This is a genomic window from Pseudomonas syringae (assembly GCF_000737245.1).
Lineage (GTDB): Bacteria > Pseudomonadota > Gammaproteobacteria > Pseudomonadales > Pseudomonadaceae > Aquipseudomonas > Aquipseudomonas syringae_J.
The window spans coordinates 34,104-53,965 of sequence record NZ_JPQU01000089.1; the positions used below are offsets into that span (position 1 = coordinate 34,104).

Here is a 19,862-nt window from a genome sequence, read left to right on the forward strand (position 1 = left end):
TACGGCTCGGGCGTAGACAGACATAAATAGCAAAACTGCCATGTGCTTCCGTCGTTCATTCTTGCGTCGCAGTTCTCATTGTCTGTTTTCTCTGTACGCCTGGAGTGTTCTTGATGTCCTCACCCAAATCCCTGCCCACTGCCCTGCTGGGCATGGGCCTGGCCTTTGTCTGTCCGGCCATGGTCGAAGCTCGGGGCATTGAGCTGGGGCAAGTGCTGATTCAGGATCAGGAACTCAGTGGCGAGGACCAGTCGCTGGAAGACGCTAAAGCTCGGCTGGCAAAAGTTCCGGGAGGCACCAATGTCGTGGATATGCGTCGCCCTTTGCAGGGCCGGGTAGCCTCCAATCAGGATGTGCTGGCCTATCAGCCTGGGATCTATGCCCAGTCGGCGGGTAACGAAGGGGTGAAAATCTCGATCCGCGGTTCTGGCATCAACCGGGCGCCGGGTGCCCACGCTTCGGGCCTGTATACAATGCTCGACGGTCTGCCCCTCACCGGCCCCGGCGGCACGCCGTATGAATTGCTTGAGCCACTGTGGGTCGATCATGTGCAGGTGCTGCGTGGTGCCAACGGTTTTGACCGAGGGGCGCTGGCCCTGGGTGGCGCCATCGATTACGTCAGCCACACTGGCTACGACGCGCCGCTCCTGCAGGTGCGCTACGCCATGGGCAGCCATGGCTATCAGCAGCGTCAGATCAGTTCCGGTCAGGTGGTAGGCGACTTCGACTATTACGTATCCCTGACCGACGCAAAATCGGACGGCTATCAGGATCACACCGCCAGTCAGAGCCAGGGCGTCATCGCCAACTTCGGCTATCGCTTGAGCCCGAGCCTGGAGACCCGCTTCTATATCCGCCATCGGGAAACCGACAACGAGCTGGCCGGCCGCGTGACCAAACAGTCCATCGAACATGACCCAAAAGCGGCCAACCCGACTTATGTTGCGCGGGACTACAACCGCGATGAGCCGGGCAGCACCTTTATCGGCAACAAGACCACTTGGTACATCGACGACGATTCGAGCCTGCAGAGCGGGCTTGTCTATCACGACTACCCGATGGATCTGCGCGAAGGGCCGAACCGTCTGCGAGTCGCCTACACCGATGTCAGCGGCACCTTCGACTACAAACGTCGTGACACGATCTGGGGCCTGGAAAGCAATAGCAACCTGGGCCTGCGCGTGACCAAGCACCTGCCCAATGTCGGCGCCAGCGAGTTCGTGCGGATCCCCACCGGCAACACTGCAGGCTATGCGCCTGGCACGCGGATTCGCGACTTCACCTATCAAGGTTCGGACACCGTGCTGCATATGGGTAACGATCTGGAGATCGCCGACGACCTATGGCTGACCACCGGCCTGGCGGCCATCTACACCCGCCGGGAAAGTGCCGTGACCTATCCCGACAATGGCGGCAAGGTCAGCATGGGCGATTGGGACTACGCACCGCGCCTCGGCATGCGCTACCAACTGACCCCCGAGGTACAACTGTTCGGTAACCTGAGCCGTTCGGTCGAGGGACCGCATCCCTGGTCGATGATTTACAGCTCCAATCAGTTGTTTCCGGCTCGCAGTGGAGTGTCCACCGGCGCCCAGCGCGTACCCGTCAAATTGCAGAATCAGACCGCGACCACTCTGGAACTGGGCGGTCGTGGCGACAGTTCACTGGGCCAATGGAGCCTGGCCTGGTATTACGCTCAGGTGCGGCACGAGTTGCTTTCGGTATTACCGGACGCCAACGCCACTACCCCCTATGAACTCAACGCCAGCCCGACTGTGCACCAGGGTGTGGAAGCCAGCCTGCAAAGCACGTTGTGGTCCCATAAAGGCGGTGAGCTGAGTTTGCGTCAGGCTTATACCTTCAGTCATTTCCATTACCGCGATGACGACCGCTTCGGCGACAATCGCCTGCCGGGGCTGCCGATGCACTACTACCAGGGTGAACTGCGTTATGACTGGCCTCAGGGCTTCTTCGCGGCGATGGATACCCAACTGGTGTCCAAAGTCGCGGTGGATTACGCCAACAGCTATTACGCCGACCCTTACGCGCTATTAGGCGCAACCCTGGGCTACAACGCACCCAACAATGACTGGCAGGGCTGGTTGAACATGCGCAACCTGACCGGCAAACGTTACGCCGCCACCGTGACCCCGGGCTACGACGACAAAGGCATTGATGCTGCGCGGTCCACGCCGGGTGAAGGGCTGGGGCTTTATGTGGGCGTGTCGTGGAGTTTGCGCTGATCTGCTGCGCTATACATCAAACACAGCTCTCGTAGGAGCGCGCTTGCCTGCGATGACATTTTTACAGGCGGCAAATATGCCAATTTCAAAAACCAATCGCGGGCAAGCGCGCTCCTACAGCGTGGAACACCCAGATTTAGCTGATACCTACTGCCCGGCTTTGACCTCGGTCCATACCCGCAACCTGAGCGCCTCGGTATCGGCAGGTATTTCATTCTGCGCAAACAAGGTGCTCAACGTATCTGCGTCAGGGTAGATGCCGATGTCGTTGTGTATCGAGGCGTCTATCAGTGCTTCGGACTTCTCGTTGCCATTGGGGTAATGCAGGTAGTTCGAAATAGCGCTGATGACTTTCGGCTCGAGCAGGTAGTTCATGAAGGCATACCCGGCCTTTTCGTCGGGGGCGTCCACAGGCATTGCAATCATGTCGAACCACATCGGTGAGCCTTCTTTCGGGGCGATGTAATGGATGGCAACGCCTTTGCCTGCATCCTGCGCCTGACGCTGTGCCAGCGCGATGTCACCTGAGTAGCCGACCGCTACGCAGACACTGCCGCTCGCCAGGGCTGGGCCGTAGTCACTGGCACTGAAGCTGCGGACATAAGGTTGAATGGCCGCCAGCACCGCTTTGGCTTTTGCGTAATCTTCAGGCGTTGTGCTATCCGGAGACAGGCCCAGGTAGTTGAGCGCGATGGGCACCAGATCCGGCGCGCTGTCGAGTACGGCGACCCCGCATTGCGCCAGTTTTTTCATGTTCTCGGGTTTGAAGATCAAGTCCCAGGATTTGAGTGGAGCATTGTTGCCCAGTACAGCTTTGACCTTGTCTGCGTTGTAGCCAATACCGGTGGTACCCCATAGATAGGGAAATGCATACTCGCTGCCTGGGTCCGCCGATGAGAGCGCTTGCAGCAGGACCGGGTTCAGAGACTTCCAGTTCGGCAGCTGACTTTTGTCCAGCCTCTTCAGATCGCCGCGCTGCACCTGCCGAGCCAGGAAATGACTCGACGGCACCACGATGTCATACCCGGACTGCCTTGCCTTGAGCTTTTCATCGAGGACCCGGTTGCTGTCGTAAGTGTCATAAGTCGCAGTAATACCGGTGTCTTTCTGAAAGTTCTTCAGGGTGTCCGGAGCGAAGTAATCGGTCCAGTTGTAGATCTTCACGGTCTGCGCCGCGTGGCTCATTGAGGCGACCAGCATGAGCGGAAAAAATGCGGTGCGGATCATCGGAAGCCCTTGCTCAATTGGAGGTCAACTGGAAAGCCACGGGACATGAAGCTGCACAGATCCTAACCGATTGAGCTGTGGCAAGGATACGCGTCCTCGAGCTCGGGCCTGATAAAGGTCGGCAGACAACGCCCGCTTGAGGCGCGCCGCCACCCTGTCATTTCCGCTCAATACGCCCGTACACCCAGCGGCCGACACTCAACCCCCAGACCAGCAATGCCACCAGACTCACACTCAGCAACATCCCGTGCACACCCGAGTGGGCGATGACCTTGCTGGCCACGAAGGGAAAACCGAATACGCCAATGAAGTAAGACAGGCTGAACAGCAGCAGCGCCTGGGCGGTGAGCGTTGGTGGCGACTCGTTGGCGGCCAGGCCATTGATGACTGAGTAGTTCAGACCGTATCCAACGCCCAGCAGCGCGGCGGTCAATCCATAGCTCAAGCTACCAGTCACCCACCGGTCGAAGCCGATAACGGCGATCAGCATGAGCGTAGTCAACACAGCGGAGGTGGCCAGCGGATTGCGCTTGACCACCCACCCGGCGATCAATAAACGGCAAGCGATGGCGGCGCCCATGAAGCCTATGAAAAACAGTGAGTAGTCCAGACCGAGACTGGCGGCGTAGCTGGTCTGGAAGCTGCCCATGCCACCAAAGATCGCCCCGCCCAACCCCACCATGAGAATCGAAAAAGCCGAGCGTGAGCTCAATACGCCCGCAGCCGAGTTCAGGCTTATCTGCACCCGGCTGCCAGGCCTGTGCCCGGAGCTGCTATCCCGCCCGCCCAGCTGCCAGAAATAAAGCCCACCCAGTGCCGCCGACAGCGCCGCGCAGAAAAACGCAGTCTGTACCGGCAGCCCGACGTAGCTTGCCAGCTTGCCCACCAGAGGTCCGGTGCCTATGCCCGACAACATGCTGCCGGACAACAGCGCGAAGCAGTGCGTCCGGCGAGCGGGCTCGACCATCCCCACAACCATGATCGGACCCACGGTGTAGAACAGCCCCCAGCCAATGCCCAAAACCAGGCCAAAGCCCATCAGCGCCACACCCAGGCTCGATACCAGCGCAAAACCCAGCGAAGCAATCACCAGGCAGGCAGCACCCACTGCGATACACCGAGCAGCTCCCAAGCGCTGCATGACATGCCCGGATCCCAGCACCGTTGCCAGGGTACTGATCATGGCGACCGCGAAGACTCGTCCGGCATCGCTTTCACTGCCACCCAACGAAGTCACCAGCAATGCCAGCAGGAACGTCGAGCCGTAGGGAATCGACAACAGAAAACTGGCCACGCAGAACGCGGCAAACGGAGTGACGCGCTGCATAGGAAGAGCATTGTCCATAGGGCGGTCCATGCTGGAGGAAAACAGGCTTTTAGCATGCCTGGCCATAAACTCAGACAACGCAATACCGGAGTAAAGGCCAGACAAACTGCACGTATCGTGCCGGGTTGCTGGTCAGTGATCACCGCGCATCTGCGCGTGCAGGCGTTTATTCATGACGCTCCCATCAAACTCGAAACACACCCGGATAATTAACGCAACGTGCGGCATACTGGGCAACGCATTGCAGACCCACACTCATCTGGACGTCACATGACACCCAACGCAGAGCTTTACAACCCATCTACTGAATATGCAGACAAGCTGATTTCCCGCATTGGCCAGACCCCGTCGTGGATCGCCAAGCGCATTGGCGTCACCGACAAACGCATTCGCTACATCCTTGAAGGTGAACGCACGGTCAAGGGCGAATCCACGCCTATCCAGATGACGTACACCGAACAGTTTGCCCTTGAATGCCTGGCGGCAGAGGCCAGTGCGCGGAACAAATAGACAAGCTTTTTTCGCATGGAGGCATTGATGAAATACGGATTAACACTGCTGGCGTTTGCATTCCTGTGCGGCTGCTCGTCATACAGCGAACGGGGCACAGGCGAAGGCGGCAGACAAATTGGCAGCAAGGGTTACACCGTTCGCTGTGACGCTACCCCGGCCAATCAGCCGGGCTGCTACCAGCCAGCCCCGTCCTGGTCGTTCTGGCCGTCGGACAAGATCAAGTTTGAGTTCAGGCGGGACTGATACGACGAAAGCGGTACTTGCGATCGATGCAGACTTCGCAGCGCAGCAGACCCACCCCGTCATCGTTCTTCGCGGGCAAGCCTCGCTCCAACAGAGATCACCAACCCAGTGGGAGCGGTGCTTGGTCTGGGCCGCATTCGAACGATGCAGGCGCTGCGGTCAGTAGACACACCGCGTCATCGTTCATCGCGAGCAAGCTCGGCTCCTACAGACTCAGCGCAAAACTGTTGGAGCCGGGCTTGCCCGCGAACCAGGCGCTGCGGTGTTTCAGTTATACCCCGTCATCGTTCTTCGCGGGCAAGCCTCGCTCCAACAGAGATCACCAACCCAGTGGGAGCGGTGCTTGGTCTGGGCCGCATTCGAACGATGCAGGCGCTGCGGTCAGTAGACACACCGCGTCATCGTTCATCGCGAGCAAGCTTGGCTCCTACAGACTCAGCGCAAAACTGTTGGAGCCGGGCTTGCCCGCGAACCAGGCGCTGCGGTGTTTCAGTTACAACGCGTCATCGTTCTTCGCGGGCAAGCCCGGCTCCAACGGAAATACGCACTTTCTGTGGGAGATTCTTTTTGCAGTTGTTTAGTCCCCAAGGATTCGTCACAGGCATTCCTGAGCCGCCCGTTCAAAGCTCGACGGCGTGAAGCTAGAGGCGAGCAGTCTGCGCTCGTACAGGAAGATTTTGCCTCCCGCTGATGACTTGTAAGCCTCCAGCACGTTATCTGCAGCCACAGAACTGGAAAGCACGATTCTGTAGTGTCGCTGGGATTGCGACAGGGTCGGCTGCAATGCCCGATCCTGCAGCTTGGGCATCACGCAATCGGTGTATTGCTCAGGGGTCTTTGCTGTCTGCAGCGTCAGGGTCGGCTGATTGGGCGCGGAGACACACCCGGCCAGGATAGAAAGGCTGAGCAAAACAGTGCTGAAAAGTGACAGACGCATGGACGCATTCCTGAACGAACAACGACGGATTGGCAGGGTTTCAATGCCCGGCATTTTCCGGTTTTCAGGAAGAAACAGAAGTCATGCGTTGTGATGCTCACTATCACCGTAAGCGATAGTCTTGCGAATCTTCTCGGTTCGGTGAAATGCAGGAGCCCGGTTATGTGACCGGGCTCCTGCTTGCGCCTCATCGTTGCTGCATCTCGGCGCGTGGCAAGCTTGCCCCGCGCTGAGCATCACAGTTCGCCGATGCGATCCAGCTCGAACTTCAGTTGCTCCGGAGTAAGCACCGAGTGGTCTAGCTTGAAGAAGGCGTCGAAGCGTTTCCTGATCCGGGCGACTGTCGCGTCAAACGCCGCCTGTACCTCGCTGTCTGTCCCTTCCACGTCAGACGGGTCCGCAAGGCCCCAGTGGCTTTTGACCGCTGGCCCAAAAAACACCGGACAGGGCTCGCCTCCCGCTTTGTCACATACCGTGATCACCACATCCGGAGGCGCAGCAGCAAACACTTCCGAGCCTTTGCTGTAGAGGTTCGAGGTGTCGATATTCAAGCCTTGCAGCGTGCTCACCGCACGAGGATTCAGTTGGCCGCTGGGAAAGCTGCCCGAGCTCACCGCAGTAAACCCGTCAGGAGCCAAGTGATTGAACAACCCTTCCGAGAGAACACTGCGGCAGCTGTTTGCCGTACACATGAATAGCACTTTCATTGCTTTCTCCTAGACACGCACGCTCAATCGCAGTGCCAGCGCCGCAAGGGTCACCAGCAAGATGGGAAGGGTTAGAAGGCTGCCAACCTTGAAGTAGTAGCCCCAGGTGATACGGATATTTTTTTGCGCCAGCACATGAAGCCAGAGCAGCGTCGCCAGGCTTCCGATGGGGGTAATCTTTGGCCCAAGGTCGCAACCAATGACGTTGGCGTAGATCATCGCTTCACGCACCAGCCCCGTGGCGTCGCTGCCCTGAATGGACAAGGCACCGATGAGCACACTCGGCATGTTGTTCATGATCGAGGACAGCAGCGCAGCGGTGACTCCGGTGCCCAGCGTTGCCGCCCAGACGCCCTGCTCCGCGAAGATATTCAGTAAAGCCGAGAGAGCATCAGTCAACCCTGCATTGCGAAGGCCGTAGACCACCAGATACATCCCCAGGGAGAACACCACGATTTGCCAGGGCGCGTTTCTGATGACCTTTCGAGTGGAGATGATGTGGCCTTTGCCAGCGATGGCCAGGAGGATCACTGCACACGCAGCAGCCACGGCGCTGATGGGAATGCCTAACGGCTCCAGCGCGAACAGGCCGACCAGCAACAGCCCGAGCACCCACCAGCCAGCAATGAAAGTCGCTTTGTCACGGATAACCGCCGCAGGTGCTTCCAGTTGATCAGCGTCGTACAGCCCGGGAATATCCTTGCGATAGAACAGCCAAAGCATGAACAGGGTGGCCGCTACGGCCACCAGATTCACAGGCCACATGACCGACGCATACTCGCCAAAACCAACATCGAAGAAATCCGCTGAAACGATGTTGACCAGATTGGAGACCACCATGGGCAGGCTCGCGGTGTCGGCGATGAAGCCTGCGGCCATCACAAATGCCAGTGTGGATGCAGGGCTGAAACGCAGGGCCGTCAACATCGCGATGACGATAGGAGTGAGGATCAGGGCAGCACCATCGTTGGCGAACAAGGCCGACACAGCAGCCCCCAGCAGGATCATCAGCGCAAACAAACGCCTGCCATTGCCCCGCCCCCAGCGGGCAACATGCAGCGCCGCCCATTTGAAGAATCCGGCCTCATCCAGCAGCAGACTGATGATGATCACCGCAATGAAAGTCGCGGTGGCATTCCAGACAATGTGCCACACCGTCGGCACGTCACCGAGGCTGACTACGCCGGTCAGCAATGCCAGAACGGCACCTGCTGCGGCGCTCCAGCCGACGCCCAGTCCCTTGGGCTGCCAGATAACGAGCACGAGCGTTACAACGAAAATCGACGCAGCGATAAGCATGGGTGTGTTCCAGATCAGAAAGTCAGCAGCAGGAGGTTTGCCGCACGGGCCGGTCTTGCATCGACGCCAGGCGTCCCTGGTCGTCATGCAGCCAGGACAGATGGGCTCGGGTTGTCAGGGTCAGAACATCCAGCGCCCACTGTTCAAGATCCGGATGCAACCTGTAATAAACCCACTGGCCTTGCCTGCGATCCGCCAGCAGCCCGCAGGCGCGTAGCTGTGCCAGGTGTCTGGAAACCTTCGACTGATTGTCATCCAGGGCCCAGATCAACTCGCACACGCACAGCTCGCCTTCTGCGCAAAGCATGAGCATGATCCGGGCCCGGGTTTCGTCTCCCAGGCATTTGAAGAACGTGGGGGGTAATAGCTTCATAACGTGCCGATAGTCATATGTGAATAATCGAATATCCGCATATAAACACAATCATCCCGTGTTGTGCACGTGATGATTGGATGACTGGCAATGAAACCGCTGCTGACCTCACGCTGCCCTCCTCAACAGTCGTGGGTGAATAACCTCAGGCATCGGTAAATATCTGCCCTCTGGCCTGCCCTTGAGCCAATGGCGGCGGGCCGGGCGAATCGCTGAGGTCAGCCGTCCAGCGCCAGTTGCGAATCTCCGGAAGGTCTTCGAAATGCTCGCGAATCCAGATGTCGTGGCGGCGAAGCTGGCTTTCAAAAAACGCGACAGCGCTCTCGCGCTGCAACTGCAGGCGTGGGACGTGACTCAGGGCATCAATAGCCAGGTGATAACGGCTCATGCGGTTCAACACGACCATATCGAAGGGTGTGGTGGTGGTGCCGCGATCACTGAAGCCTCGAACATGGAAGCGCGCTTCATTGCTGCGCCCGTGGACCATCGAATGGATGACCCAGGTCGAACCGTGAAAGGCGAACATCACCGGCACGTCGCGGGTGAACAATGCCTCGAATGACAGCGCGTCCATGCCATGGGGTCGCTGTTGCGGTGCGCAGAGTGTCCCGAGGTCGACTACGTTGACCACGCGGACCCGGATGCCGGGAACGTGTTTCTGCAGCAGCCAGGCGGCAGCCACGGTTTCGACAGTGGGCACATCCCCGGCGCAGGCAAGCACCACATCCGGCACCGCACCTTCATCATTGCCCGCAAAACGCCAGATAGACGCGCCCTGGGAGCAATGTTCAAGGGCTGCATCGAAATCCAGCCACTGAAATTCCATTTGTTTGCCACAGGTGACGACATTGACGTAATTACGGCTGCGCAGGCAGTGATCGAACACATTGACCAGGCAATTGGAGTCCGGCGGGTAGTACACCCGCACCACGTCCGCGCGGCGCTGCAGGATGTTATCGACAAAGCCGGTGGACTGATGACTGAAGCCGTTATGGTCATTGCGCCAGGCGTGGCTGCTGATCAGGATATTCAACGACGCCAGCGGACGACGCCACGCAAATTCCCTGCTTTGCTGCAGCCATTTGGCATGCTGCGTCACCATGGAGTCCACCACCTGAGCAAAGGCCTCGTAAGTCGACCACATGCCATGCCGACCGGTGAGGAGATAGCCCTCCAGCCAGCCCTCGCACAGGTGCTCGCTCAGCACTTCCATGACTCGACCGTCAGGAGCGAGGTGGTCGTCGACCTCCAGACACGGCCCTGATGCGGTTCGATCCGTCGCTTCAAACACCGCATTGAGCCGATTCGAGTTGGTTTCGTCCGGGCCGAACACCCGGAAATTATGCGGATTGAGACGTATCACATCCCGCAGATACTCGCCGAGCTTGCGCGGTCCTTCGGCAACCACTTGACCTGGACCGGGCACCTGCAACCCGTAATCAGCAAAGCCTGGCAGATCCAGTGCCACCAGCAGACGCCCGCCATTCACATAAGGCACGGCGCCCATGCGCAGCGGCGCCGGGGGTGTCAGGGCTTGCAGTTCGGCAAGCAGTTCGCCGTTATCGTCGAACAACGTGCGGGGTTCGTAGCTGTGCATCCAGTGTTCGAGTTGCTGCAAATGTTCGGGATTCTGAATCACAGTAGCCAATGGCACCTGATGCGCACGAAACGTACCCTCGACGGGCAAGCCATCGACCACTTTCGGGCCGGTCCAACCCTTGGGGCTGCGCAAGATGATCATCGGCCAGCGCGCCCTGTCGCCGCCCTCCTCCCGGGCCTGTTTCTGGATGTCACGGATCGCGTCATGACAATCGTTCAGAGCTCGCGCAAAGCGCTGATGCATACCCGGCAGCTCATCTCCCGCAACGATAACCGGCGCATAACCACGACCTCGGTACAGCTCGATCAACTGCTCGTCGGCCATCCGCGCTTCCACCGTCGGCCCGGAAATCTTGTAGCCATTCAGATGGAGTATGGGCAGTACCGCCCCGTCGCGGCGCGGGTTGAGGAAATGAACACTCTTCCAGCTGCCCTCCAGCGGACAGGTTTCTGCCTCACCGTCACCGATGACGCAGACCACCAGCAATTGCGGGTTGTCGAACGCTGCGCCAAACGCATGCATCAACGAGTAGCCCAGCTCCCCGCCTTCATGCAGTGAATTGGGTGCGTGAGGCCCGCAGTGGCTGGGTACGCCACCCGGCGTTGAAAAGCTGCGAAACAGACGCAGCATGCCGGCTTCATCACGGCCTATCTGCGGATGAACATCGCTGTAGGTGCCTTCGAGCCAGGCGCAGGCGTTGAGGGTAGGCCCGCCATGGCCGGGCCCGGAGATATACACGGTTTCAATGTGCCGCTCACTGATCAGGCGGTTCAGATGCACGTAGATGAAATTCTGCCCGACTGACGTCCCCCAATGCCCCAGCAGCCGTGGTTTGATGTGCTCCGGTCGTAACGGCTCGCGAAGCAAGGCATTGTCCTTGAGGTAAATCTGCCCGACACACAGGTAATTGGCAGCGCTCCAGTAACGATGCAGTTTGCCCAGCAGGTCCGGGGCCAACGGTCCTGGTTCAACCTGCACCTCTTCATTCGGACTCGGCGCGGCTGTTGCCGATGAGTCGATGCTCGATAAGTGTGAGTTGAAGTGGTACATGGAGCCTCCTTGGAATGCCGGGAAAGCCCGGTTGAGTGTCAGTGCTCGACAGCGAGAGCAGAGCCGTGCAAAAGCCGCAGGGCATGTTTGGCGATGATGGCGTTTTCATCAGTGGCAATAGTCCAGGCCGAAACCCGACTGCTACGGCGTGACAGGCAATTGCCTCGGGGGTGAGTGACTTCATGGTCGCGCTCCAGCCCCAACCAGCTGCAGCCATTCAGAATGGCGTTGCGCACGTCAGTCGCGTGTTCGCCTATACCACCGGTGAACACCAGGGCGTCCAGCCCGCCCAGTACAGCAGCCAGCGCACCAATTTCCCGAACTACGCTGCGCACGAATAACGCTACGGCTTGCTTCGCCTCAGGCAACGGGCTGGCCGACAGCTCGCGCATGTCGCTGGAGATGCCGCCGGACACCCCGAGCAAACCGCAGCGGTGATAGAGCATCTGCTCCAGTTCCTGCGCACTCATGCCGCGCTCGCGCATGAGATACAGCAAAATCCCCGGATCCAGACGTCCCGGCCGGGTTCCCATGATCAGCCCATCAAGCGTGGAAAATCCCATGGTGGTGGCGCAGCTGACACCGTTGCGCATCGCGCACAAGCTGGCGCCATTGCCCAGATGAGCCACGATCGTCCTGCCCTGCGCCGCACGCGGGTCGCAATCAGGCAAGACGCTGGCGATGTATTCGTAGGACAGCCCATGAAAACCATAGCGGCGCACGCCCTGTTCAGTCAGCTCTCTGGGCAAACCGAAGCTGAACTCCAGAGGATCCAGCGTGTGATGAAAGGCTGTGTCGAAACAGACGAACTGGGCGAGCCCCTGATGTTGCTGCGCCAGATAAACAATGGGGGCCAGACACAGAGGCTGGTGCAGCGGCGCCATCGGAATCAGTGCCGTCATTTCGTCCAGCAGTGCCTGGTCGACCTTGGCAGCGACTGCCGTGCGCTGGCCCCCATGAACCACACGATGCGCCGCTGCGACGATCTCACCGTCTATGGTGCGGGCCATCCAGTCCATCAACTTCGCCAGCGTCAAAGCGTGATCGGGCGGGTCACTGCAAGGCCACTCATCCTCCAGACAGGCGCCGCTCAGTGTACGTTCAAATTCCAGCCGCTCGGTTTGGTGCTCCATGACAATGCTGCCATGCCCAATGCTCTGGACCGGCTGCTCGTGATGCACCTCAGCGCTGTACAGCGAGAACTTGAGGCTGGATGAGCCGGCATTGAGCACCAGCAAGAGGGCCAGTGACGAGCCGGGGTTAAAGATCATTTACCACCCAATCTGTCGAGGATTGACCGCCAACAGACTGCCGTGCAGGTGATGGGCAACGTGTTCGGTGGTGCTGCCCAACCACTTTCTCCCCGGCCCCCGATGCACGGTCCCCATCACCGTGATGTCCACCGTTTCAGACCGAGCGAACGTCGTGATAACCCTGGCCGGGCTGCCCATTACCATGTGCTTGCGGTCATCGGGAACGCCATACCGGCTCGCCAGAAGGTCAAAAGCCTCGCGCTCGACGGCATACACGCTGTCGATGAACTCGGTAGTGAAGTCCATGTCGCCTTCCGCACCAAAGATGTATGAAAGATCGTAAGCGTAGAGCAGATGAAGTTCGGCATTGCACTGAGTAGCGAGCTTGTTGGCAGCGGCAATGATGCTTTCGTTGAGGCCTTCGTATTGCTCCTCAGGGAGGAATGGGTCAACTGCGGCCACAATCCTGCGCGGCAGTGGGTGCTCCACATCAGCGACCAGATGCAGCGGCACCGGGCTGTCGTGCAAGAGGCGCACATCAAGAGAGGTGAACAATATTCGGGTCAGCCAGGATTCGTGCTCCAGATCCTTGATCACCAGCGACGGTTGCAACTCCCGGATATGCTCCATTAGCTCATCCAGTGGCCGCTGAACCCAGAGCACTTCAGTGGTCACATGGATGCCCGCATGGCGCATCGGTAGCGCCAGCTGCTCCAGCCATTCGCGATGACGATCCAGATAACCTTCGCGCATGTCCTCCAGAGCGCGTTCATTGACCAAGCCTGCGGTGGCGATGCTGTCGACATAATCGAAGGCAACGATGTGCAGCGGCAAGTCCTGTGCTTTGGCCAGTGCCTGAGCGCGGGCAAACGCCGGGGTCTTCTTCAGTTGCGATGGCGCGATCAGCATTAAACGACCTGAGTCAGACATTTCACACCTCCATCATTTCAGTTGGATGCGCAGCACGGTGGGTTGATGCGCTACTCAATGTGGGTAATTTTTCCGGCACCGGACACACCCGCGGCGTCCGGCTTGACGATCAGTACGCTGCAGGGCGCGTGCGCCAGAAGTAATTCGGCAGTATTCCCCACCACCTTCTCCAGGTTGTGGCGAGGCAAAGTACCCATCACCAGCAAGTCGATGTCAGTGCCTCTGACAAATGTGCTGATGGTGGGCTGAGGTACTCCAGTCAGGAAGTGTCTGCCCTGCGCATTGATTGCGTGACGATCACACAGCGAAGTGAACGCCTCTTCATGGGCCTCTCGCAAAGCTTCGGCAAAGCCGGTCTCGATGGGCATGGCGCCCAACATCGTGAAACCTGAGGCGTAGATCGCCGACCAGTCGTAGGCGTACAGCACGTGTAACTTGGCGCCCCATTGCCCAGCCAGTTCTCGTGCGACCGCAACGATTCTGTCATTGAGTCTCAGGTCGGCGTCCCGGGTTCGGTACAAGTTGACCGCAGCCAGCACTTTTCGGGGTAAAGCGTGCCGACTCTGGGTCACGAACTGGACAGGACAAGCGCATTCGCGCAGCAAGTGCCAGTCCAGCGGTGTTGCAAAGACCCGCTTGAACCCGGGCTCATGATGGACATCCTTGATCAACATCGACGGTTGAATGGTTTTGACGTAATCACTGATCTCTTCAAGGAAGCGTTCAGCCCACAGCACATGCACCGAGCAATCCAGCCCCTGATCGCGTTCGAAGCTGACTTGCTGCTCCAGCCAGCGGCGATGGCTTTGCAGGTAACTCTCGCGCAACGTGGTCAAGGTGTCATGATCAAACAGGCCAAGCACCTCCAAAGACCTGATAAAGTCCACGGCCAGAATGCGCAACTCTGCGCCGCTGGCCTTGGCAAGTGCCACTGCCCGTTCAAACGCAGGTGTGCGTTGCATTTTTGATGAGGCGATCAGCAAAATCGGTGGCGACTCGTTCATGGCAGTCGTGCTCCTGACCACGTCAGTGAAAAGGCCTCTAGGCTTTGAGCCTCGGCACAGATCGAGTCTGAATGGATCGCCTGCGTCTAATCTGACTTAGATCAGAAGAACCCGTCGACTTGACGGTTTGATGGGATCTACGCGTCGAGGAAACGACACCACAACCGGCCAGCCCGGAGAGGCTTTTTTGCATGATCGTCATTACACTTATCAACTCGATAATCATCATCACCGTGGTCGTCATTCATTATGAATGTCTGCTGCGCTTGAACAGGCTGATGCCAAGGATGAACATCTGGCACCGTTTTCGAGTGGTCATCGGCGTACTGGGTGCATTGGTCGCTCACGCAATCGAGGTGTGGGTGTTTGCGCTGGGTTATTACCTGATGAACCAGTCTGAAGATCTGGGGAGTCTGACGGGCAACTTTGATGGCAGTTTTATGGACTCGGTGTATTTCTCGTTCACCACCTACACAACGATCGGATTCGGGGATATTGCCCCGCTCGGCCCTCTCAAATACCTCACGGGCCTTGAAGCGCTGACAGGGCTGGTGATGATTACCTGGACAGCGTCATTCCTGTTTCTGGAAATGCAGAAGTATTGGAATGATAAAGAACACGGCTTACGCAAGAAGAACTGACCACTTCATCACGACAGAGCCCTATTCCTTTGTATGATTTTCAACTTAAACCCAATCCGAATGGATCTATAACTCGTCTATTATCAAGAACTGGGCCCCGTCTATCCAATCAAGCCCCCCTAGGGTTGGCTGACCGCTAAGCTAACTGGACATGAATCTATCCAGGAGCCATCTTATGGCTGGCAATATGCCCATTAAGCCGGATACGAGTTGTTCCAGTTGCAGGGTTCGTGAACTGTGTCTTTCGGTAGGCCTCAAACCTGCCGACGCGGCACGGCTGTCGGAAATCATTCCACAACGGCTAAAAATCAAAAAAAACGCAGCACTCTTTCATGCAGGAGAGCCTTTTCGTTCGCTGTATGCGGTGCGCTATGGATGCTTTAAAACCACGATTTCGTCCGAAGATGGACGTGAGCAGCTTACTGGTTTTCAAATGCCGGGAGAGTTACTCGGCATCGATGCCATTAGCCGTAATCGTTACGCGTGCGATGCCGTAGCCCTTGAAGACAGCGAGGTCTGCCCTATTCATTTTGCCCAGCTTGAGCGTTTGTCTCGCGAACTCCCCTCACTGCAGCACAATCTGAACCAGACCCTCAGCCAGGAGGTGGTCAGGGACCACGAGATGCTGCTGTTACTGGGCAACCTCAATGCAGAAGAAAGGCTGGCTGCATTCTTTCTCGATCTATCAAAACGTATGGAATGCCGCGGCTATTCTCCGAATGCATTTGTACTGCGCATGACCCGAGAAGATATCGGTTCCTACCTGGGCCTGCGGCTTGAAACCATCTGCCGCGCCATCGCTTTTTTGCGTTCCAACGACATCGTCAAGGTGTCAGGACGGGCCGTGGAGATTCTCGACCCGACACGCTTGAAGGCTTTATTGGCGGGCAAGGCGGACGATCACATCGCCAGACGCGCTATTTAAGTCACCACTCAGGATCTAGCCAGGCGTTGGCGACGATAAAAAAGACGCTTGGCGCACTCGGCCGCCACCATGTACGCAACACTGATGCTCAACACGGCAGCGAGAATATGTAGCGGCAGCGGAACCAGACCCAGCCCTTGCGCCACTGGACTGTAAGGCAGCCCGATAGCGATCAGGCCGATACCCAGCGCGCTGTACACCAGCAAGCTGGACGGGCGACTGCGATAAAACGGCTTGTAGGTCCGCACGATGAAAATCGTCAGTAACTGGGTCAGCAAGGACTCGACGAACCAGCCGCTGCGGAACAGTTCCGGGGCCATGCCCGCCAGCAGGTACAGAGAGCCAAAGGTGAGTATGTCGAACACGGTACTGACCAGGCCGAACACAACCATGAAGTTGCGGATTTCAGTCATGTTCCAGCGATGAGGCGTGTTTGCCCAATCGCGGTCCACGTTGTCACTGGCGATGCCCATTGAAGGAATGTCAGCCAGGAAATTGTTGAGCAGAATCTGTTTGGCCAGTAGCGGCAGGAATGGCAATGCCAGTGAGGCCAGGGCCATGCTGATCATGTTGCCGAAATTGGCGCTGGAAACGATGGCGATATATTTGAGGGTATTGGCGAAAGTATGCCTGCCCTCCTCAATCCCTTCGCGCAGCACGTCGAGATTGTGCTCAAGCAATACAAAGTCGGCGGCCTGCTTGGCCACGTCGGCAGCGTTTTCAACCGATATCCCGATGTCTGCGGCCTGCAGCGCGGGCGCATCGTTGATGCCGTCGCCCATGTAGCCCACTACATGACCGGTCTTCTGCAGCGCGCGGATGATGCGCTCCTTCTGATTCGGGTCTATCTCGGCAAACAGCGTGGTCAGGGGGGCAAGGTTCATCAGCGCTTCGTCTTTCATCATGGCCAACTGCGAGCCGGTGATGATTCGCGAGACCGGCAACCCCACCGCCTCAGCCACATGACGCGTGACCAGGTGGCTGTCACCGCTGATGATCTTGACCTGTACGCCCAGGGTGTTGAGGGTCGTGATGATGTTCTTGACCTCCGGTTCGGGCGGGTCGAAGAACAAGAGAAAGCCACGAAATGTCAGGTCCGTCTCGTCTTCTTTGCGGTAATGAGGCTGTTCCGGCAGTGCCCGGCTGCCAATCCCCAGCACGCGAAAACCCTGTTCGCTCCAGTCGGCAAAGCGCTCGCGAATCCCGGCGAGCGCAGCATCATCCAGAGCCGAGGCCTGCGACCCGTTCTGCACCTGAGTACACACCTGCAGCACGCTTTCCAGCGCACCTTTGGTCACCATGAGCACGCTGGCATCAGGGGCATTGCCGACCACGACGCTCAGACGCTTGCGAATGAAGTCATATGGAATTTCGTCGCATTTAATCACCTTCAAGCACGCGGCCTCGCCATCGCCCGCCTGCATGATCGCGTCGTCCAAAGCATTGGGCATCCCGGTTTGCAGGCTGGCGTTGAAAACGGCCAGCTGCAGAACTTGCGGATCCGCCGCGCCCTGGACATCCACTGCGCCGTCGAGGACCACGACACCCCGGGTCAATGTTCCGGTTTTGTCTGTGCAGAGCACATCCATCGCGCCGAGGTTTTCGATGGCATTGAGGTGACGGACGATGACGCCCTTGGCTGCCATGCGCTGCGCGCCCTTGGCCAGAGTGATGCTGAGGATCGCGGGCAGCAGTTCAGGCGAAAGACCGATGGATAAAGCGATGGCAAACAACAGGGTGTCCAGCGTGGGGCGATGCAACAGGATGTTGATACCGCACACCAAAATGGTAATCACCAGCATGACCCGCAGCAGCAACCCGCCAAAATGCCGCAGGCCGCGCTCGAATTCTGTTTCAGGGGGCCGCAATGACAAGGTGCTGACGATACCGCCGATCGCACTCTGCTCGGCGTAGCGCGTCACCAATACCTGAGCCGTGCCGCTGCGAACGGAGGTCCCCATGAACACACAGTTGTGGCGTGCCCCCAGACCAGCATCGGCAGCGCACTCGCCCGGCGCCTTTTCAACCGGAAAAGTCTCACCGGTGAGCAGTCCTTCACTAACGAAGCAATCGACCGCCTGCAGCACACGACCATCGGCAGCAATCAGGCTACCCGCGCTCAGCAACAAAATATCGCCGGGGACGACCTCCTGCGCATCCACCTCAACGCGGGTGCCGTCACGCAGCACAGTGGCTCGCAAGGCGATTTTTTTGCGCAGTTGCTCAACGGCGGTGCTCGCCCGATTTTCGTACCAGGCGCTGAGCATGGCGCTGATCACCACGATGCAACAGACAATCGCGGCATCCAGCCAATCGCCGATGACCAGCGCCACCAACGCACCGGCGATCAGGATCAGGACCAGTGGTGTGCGCATCTGCTCTAGCACCAGGCCGATGAATCCGCGGGGGCGACTGCGAGGCACGGCAGCGGCAACACTCAATCGTTTTCTGGCTTGTGCACTGCTTAGCCCGGTCATCGAAGCCTGCAAGCGCTCAAGCAACTCACTCACCGGACGACTCCAGTCATCTAGGGTTGCAGGGCTCACCTGCTTATCCGCCGAGGCCTGCCATTCACGCCGCGCCAACCATAGGCCAGGCAGCATCGGCAGCCAGAAGGTCAAGCCACGAAACAGCAACGTCGCCGACAGCGCTTCGGCAATCTCTACCCCGCCCCAGTGCAGGGTCACCACCAGTGCGGCCTCGAATGCGCCAAGTCCGCCCGGGACAATGCCGATACTGCGCAACACACTGGCGAGCATGAAACCGGCAAACAGCGCGAAGGGTGCTGCGTCGACGCCCAAGGCACGCAGCAACACCCACAGCGTGGCGCTGTCCAGCACGATGATCGCCAGTTCCAACACAGTGATGCGACCTAACAAGGCTCGGCTGCGCACCAGCTTCATGTCTGCACCGGTCAGCAGCGCGAGGCCTTTGCGGACAATCGCGAAACGTTGACCCGGGACATGAGCGGCCAGGCTCGAGTTACCGGCCAGACTCGGGGCGAGCAACGCCAAGGCAAAACTGACCAGCACAAACACCAGACAGGTGGCCATGACGGCGGCCGTTGCATGCCCCTGAAAAATCAGGACCAGCATGGCCACGCCGACAGACAGCACATAAGCCAGAAAATAGCCGGACAGATCCAGCACCAGACACGCCAGTACCACCGGCTTGGCAAAACCCAGGCGCACGAACGACGCCACTACAGCAAAGGCACCACTGATACCTGACGACGGCAACGCTTGATCGACGAACAACTTCATCAGGCTCAGCCTGCCAGCCTGCCCCAGAGACAGATGCTGGTTGCCAGCCTTGAGAACGATCCGGAATATCTGGCCCTGAGCCGCGTAGGTCAGCGCTTGCAGGCCAAAGGCGCAGACAAGCCACAGGGGTTGCGCCTGGGTCAACTGCCTGGCGAAAGCTTCTGCATCGGTGAAATGAAGAGCCAGGCCGATGGCGGCCGCCAACATCGCGGCACCCAGTAGCCAAGTCATCCAGAGGGCGGGCCGACTGTAAGACTGCTGTAGCTCAACCGCATGGGCACCGGGTGGTTTGAGCTCAGGAGGTTCTGCGTTCATGCCCACGCTCCG

Annotated in this window: 17 protein-coding genes; 6 read left to right on the forward strand and 11 right to left on the reverse strand. The window is 58.6% G+C overall.

What is annotated here, in order from left to right:
- Nucleotides 1-113: 113 nt before the first annotated feature.
- Nucleotides 114-2,243, forward strand: a complete 2,130-nt coding sequence (locus IV01_RS02395; RefSeq protein ID WP_032631385.1) for a TonB-dependent receptor family protein — start codon at nt 114-116, stop codon at nt 2,241-2,243.
- 147 nt (nt 2,244-2,390) lie between these two features.
- Here IV01_RS02395 and IV01_RS02390 read toward each other — a convergent pair whose 3' ends face one another.
- The gene (locus IV01_RS02390) at nt 2,391-3,470 is read right to left on the reverse strand and encodes a polyamine ABC transporter substrate-binding protein (protein WP_032631387.1); all 1,080 of its coding nucleotides are present in this window, start codon (nt 3,468-3,470) and stop codon (nt 2,391-2,393) included.
- Between the two features lie 157 nt (nt 3,471-3,627).
- Nucleotides 3,628-4,815: an MFS transporter gene (locus IV01_RS02385; RefSeq protein ID WP_050507975.1), complete on the reverse strand. Its 1,188-nt coding sequence runs from the start codon at nt 4,813-4,815 to the stop codon at nt 3,628-3,630.
- 36 nt (nt 4,816-4,851) lie between these two features.
- Between IV01_RS02385 and IV01_RS26765 the strand changes: the two genes are divergently transcribed.
- From IV01_RS26765 to IV01_RS02375, 3 genes are read left to right on the forward strand one after another with little or no spacing between them, the layout of a single operon-like run.
- Complete coding sequence (locus IV01_RS26765) at nt 4,852-5,010, forward strand: hypothetical protein (RefSeq protein ID WP_154232275.1); 159 nt, start codon at nt 4,852-4,854, stop codon at nt 5,008-5,010.
- A gap of 57 nt (nt 5,011-5,067) precedes the next feature.
- A complete protein-coding gene (locus IV01_RS02380; protein ID WP_032631388.1) occupies nt 5,068-5,307 on the forward strand; it encodes a hypothetical protein in 240 nt (79 codons plus the stop codon).
- Between the two features lie 27 nt (nt 5,308-5,334).
- Nucleotides 5,335-5,553: a hypothetical protein gene (locus IV01_RS02375; protein WP_032631389.1), complete on the forward strand. Its 219-nt coding sequence runs from the start codon at nt 5,335-5,337 to the stop codon at nt 5,551-5,553.
- Between the two features lie 595 nt (nt 5,554-6,148).
- Here IV01_RS02375 and IV01_RS02370 read toward each other — a convergent pair.
- From IV01_RS02370 to IV01_RS02335, 8 genes are all read right to left on the reverse strand, one after another.
- The gene (locus IV01_RS02370; protein ID WP_032631390.1) at nt 6,149-6,490 is read right to left on the reverse strand and encodes a hypothetical protein; all 342 of its coding nucleotides are present in this window, start codon (nt 6,488-6,490) and stop codon (nt 6,149-6,151) included.
- A gap of 236 nt (nt 6,491-6,726) precedes the next feature.
- Nucleotides 6,727-7,197, reverse strand: a complete 471-nt coding sequence (locus IV01_RS02365) for an arsenate reductase ArsC (protein WP_032631392.1) — start codon at nt 7,195-7,197, stop codon at nt 6,727-6,729.
- A gap of 9 nt (nt 7,198-7,206) precedes the next feature.
- Nucleotides 7,207-8,496, reverse strand: a complete 1,290-nt coding sequence (locus IV01_RS02360) for an arsenic transporter (protein ID WP_032631393.1) — start codon at nt 8,494-8,496, stop codon at nt 7,207-7,209.
- 22 nt (nt 8,497-8,518) lie between these two features.
- Entirely contained in the window at nt 8,519-8,869 is a 351-nt protein-coding gene (locus tag IV01_RS02355) for a metalloregulator ArsR/SmtB family transcription factor (RefSeq protein ID WP_032631394.1), read from the reverse strand.
- Between the two features lie 145 nt (nt 8,870-9,014).
- Nucleotides 9,015-11,519 carry a phosphoketolase gene (locus IV01_RS02350; protein WP_050507979.1) on the reverse strand — a complete coding sequence of 835 codons (2,505 nt, stop codon included), beginning with the start codon at nt 11,517-11,519 and terminating at the stop codon, nt 9,015-9,017.
- A gap of 38 nt (nt 11,520-11,557) precedes the next feature.
- Complete coding sequence (locus tag IV01_RS02345) at nt 11,558-12,790, reverse strand: acetate/propionate family kinase (protein ID WP_032631395.1); 1,233 nt, start codon at nt 12,788-12,790, stop codon at nt 11,558-11,560.
- Nucleotides 12,791-13,702, reverse strand: a complete 912-nt coding sequence (locus IV01_RS02340) for a universal stress protein (RefSeq protein ID WP_032631397.1) — start codon at nt 13,700-13,702, stop codon at nt 12,791-12,793.
- Nucleotides 13,703-13,752: 50 nt separating this feature from the next.
- A complete protein-coding gene (locus tag IV01_RS02335) occupies nt 13,753-14,706 on the reverse strand; it encodes a universal stress protein (protein WP_032631398.1) in 954 nt (317 codons plus the stop codon).
- Nucleotides 14,707-14,897: 191 nt separating this feature from the next.
- Between IV01_RS02335 and IV01_RS02330 the strand changes: the two genes are divergently transcribed.
- Nucleotides 14,898-15,347 (forward strand): potassium channel family protein, encoded by a 450-nt coding sequence (locus IV01_RS02330; protein ID WP_032631399.1) that lies wholly within the window; start codon nt 14,898-14,900, stop codon nt 15,345-15,347.
- 175 nt (nt 15,348-15,522) lie between these two features.
- On the forward strand, nt 15,523-16,272 hold the full coding sequence (locus IV01_RS02325; protein ID WP_080290405.1) for a cyclic nucleotide-binding domain-containing protein: 750 nt from the start codon (nt 15,523-15,525) through the stop codon (nt 16,270-16,272).
- Nucleotides 16,273-16,280: 8 nt separating this feature from the next.
- Here IV01_RS02325 and mgtA read toward each other — a convergent pair whose 3' ends face one another.
- Nucleotides 16,281-19,850: a magnesium-translocating P-type ATPase gene (gene mgtA / locus IV01_RS02320; RefSeq protein WP_032631402.1), complete on the reverse strand. Its 3,570-nt coding sequence runs from the start codon at nt 19,848-19,850 to the stop codon at nt 16,281-16,283.
- Between the last annotated feature and the right edge of the window lie 12 nt (nt 19,851-19,862).

Excerpts from the sequence above, each read along its gene's own strand:
- IV01_RS26765 (WP_154232275.1), top strand. The coding sequence starts at position 4,852 with ATGCCTGGCCATAAACTCAGACAACGCAATACCGGAGTAAAGGCCAGA.
- IV01_RS02340 (WP_032631397.1), bottom strand. The coding sequence starts at position 13,702 with ATGTCTGACTCAGGTCGTTTAATGCTGATCGCGCCATCGCAACTGAAG.
- IV01_RS02325 (WP_080290405.1), top strand. The coding sequence starts at position 15,523 with ATGGCTGGCAATATGCCCATTAAGCCGGATACGAGTTGTTCCAGTTGC.
- IV01_RS02365 (WP_032631392.1), bottom strand. The coding sequence starts at position 7,197 with ATGAAAGTGCTATTCATGTGTACGGCAAACAGCTGCCGCAGTGTTCTC.
- IV01_RS02375 (WP_032631389.1), top strand. The coding sequence starts at position 5,335 with ATGAAATACGGATTAACACTGCTGGCGTTTGCATTCCTGTGCGGCTGC.
- IV01_RS02345 (WP_032631395.1), bottom strand. The coding sequence starts at position 12,790 with ATGATCTTTAACCCCGGCTCGTCACTGGCCCTCTTGCTGGTGCTCAAT.
- IV01_RS02370 (WP_032631390.1), bottom strand. The coding sequence starts at position 6,490 with ATGCGTCTGTCACTTTTCAGCACTGTTTTGCTCAGCCTTTCTATCCTG.
- IV01_RS02355 (WP_032631394.1), bottom strand. The coding sequence starts at position 8,869 with ATGAAGCTATTACCCCCCACGTTCTTCAAATGCCTGGGAGACGAAACC.
- mgtA (WP_032631402.1), bottom strand. The coding sequence starts at position 19,850 with ATGAACGCAGAACCTCCTGAGCTCAAACCACCCGGTGCCCATGCGGTT.
- IV01_RS02385 (WP_050507975.1), bottom strand. The coding sequence starts at position 4,815 with ATGGACAATGCTCTTCCTATGCAGCGCGTCACTCCGTTTGCCGCGTTC.
- IV01_RS02350 (WP_050507979.1), bottom strand. The coding sequence starts at position 11,519 with ATGTACCACTTCAACTCACACTTATCGAGCATCGACTCATCGGCAACA.
- IV01_RS02395 (WP_032631385.1), top strand. The coding sequence starts at position 114 with ATGTCCTCACCCAAATCCCTGCCCACTGCCCTGCTGGGCATGGGCCTG.
- IV01_RS02380 (WP_032631388.1), top strand. The coding sequence starts at position 5,068 with ATGACACCCAACGCAGAGCTTTACAACCCATCTACTGAATATGCAGAC.
- IV01_RS02360 (WP_032631393.1), bottom strand. The coding sequence starts at position 8,496 with ATGCTTATCGCTGCGTCGATTTTCGTTGTAACGCTCGTGCTCGTTATC.
- IV01_RS02330 (WP_032631399.1), top strand. The coding sequence starts at position 14,898 with ATGATCGTCATTACACTTATCAACTCGATAATCATCATCACCGTGGTC.
- IV01_RS02390 (WP_032631387.1), bottom strand. The coding sequence starts at position 3,470 with ATGATCCGCACCGCATTTTTTCCGCTCATGCTGGTCGCCTCAATGAGC.
- IV01_RS02335 (WP_032631398.1), bottom strand. The coding sequence starts at position 14,706 with ATGAACGAGTCGCCACCGATTTTGCTGATCGCCTCATCAAAAATGCAA.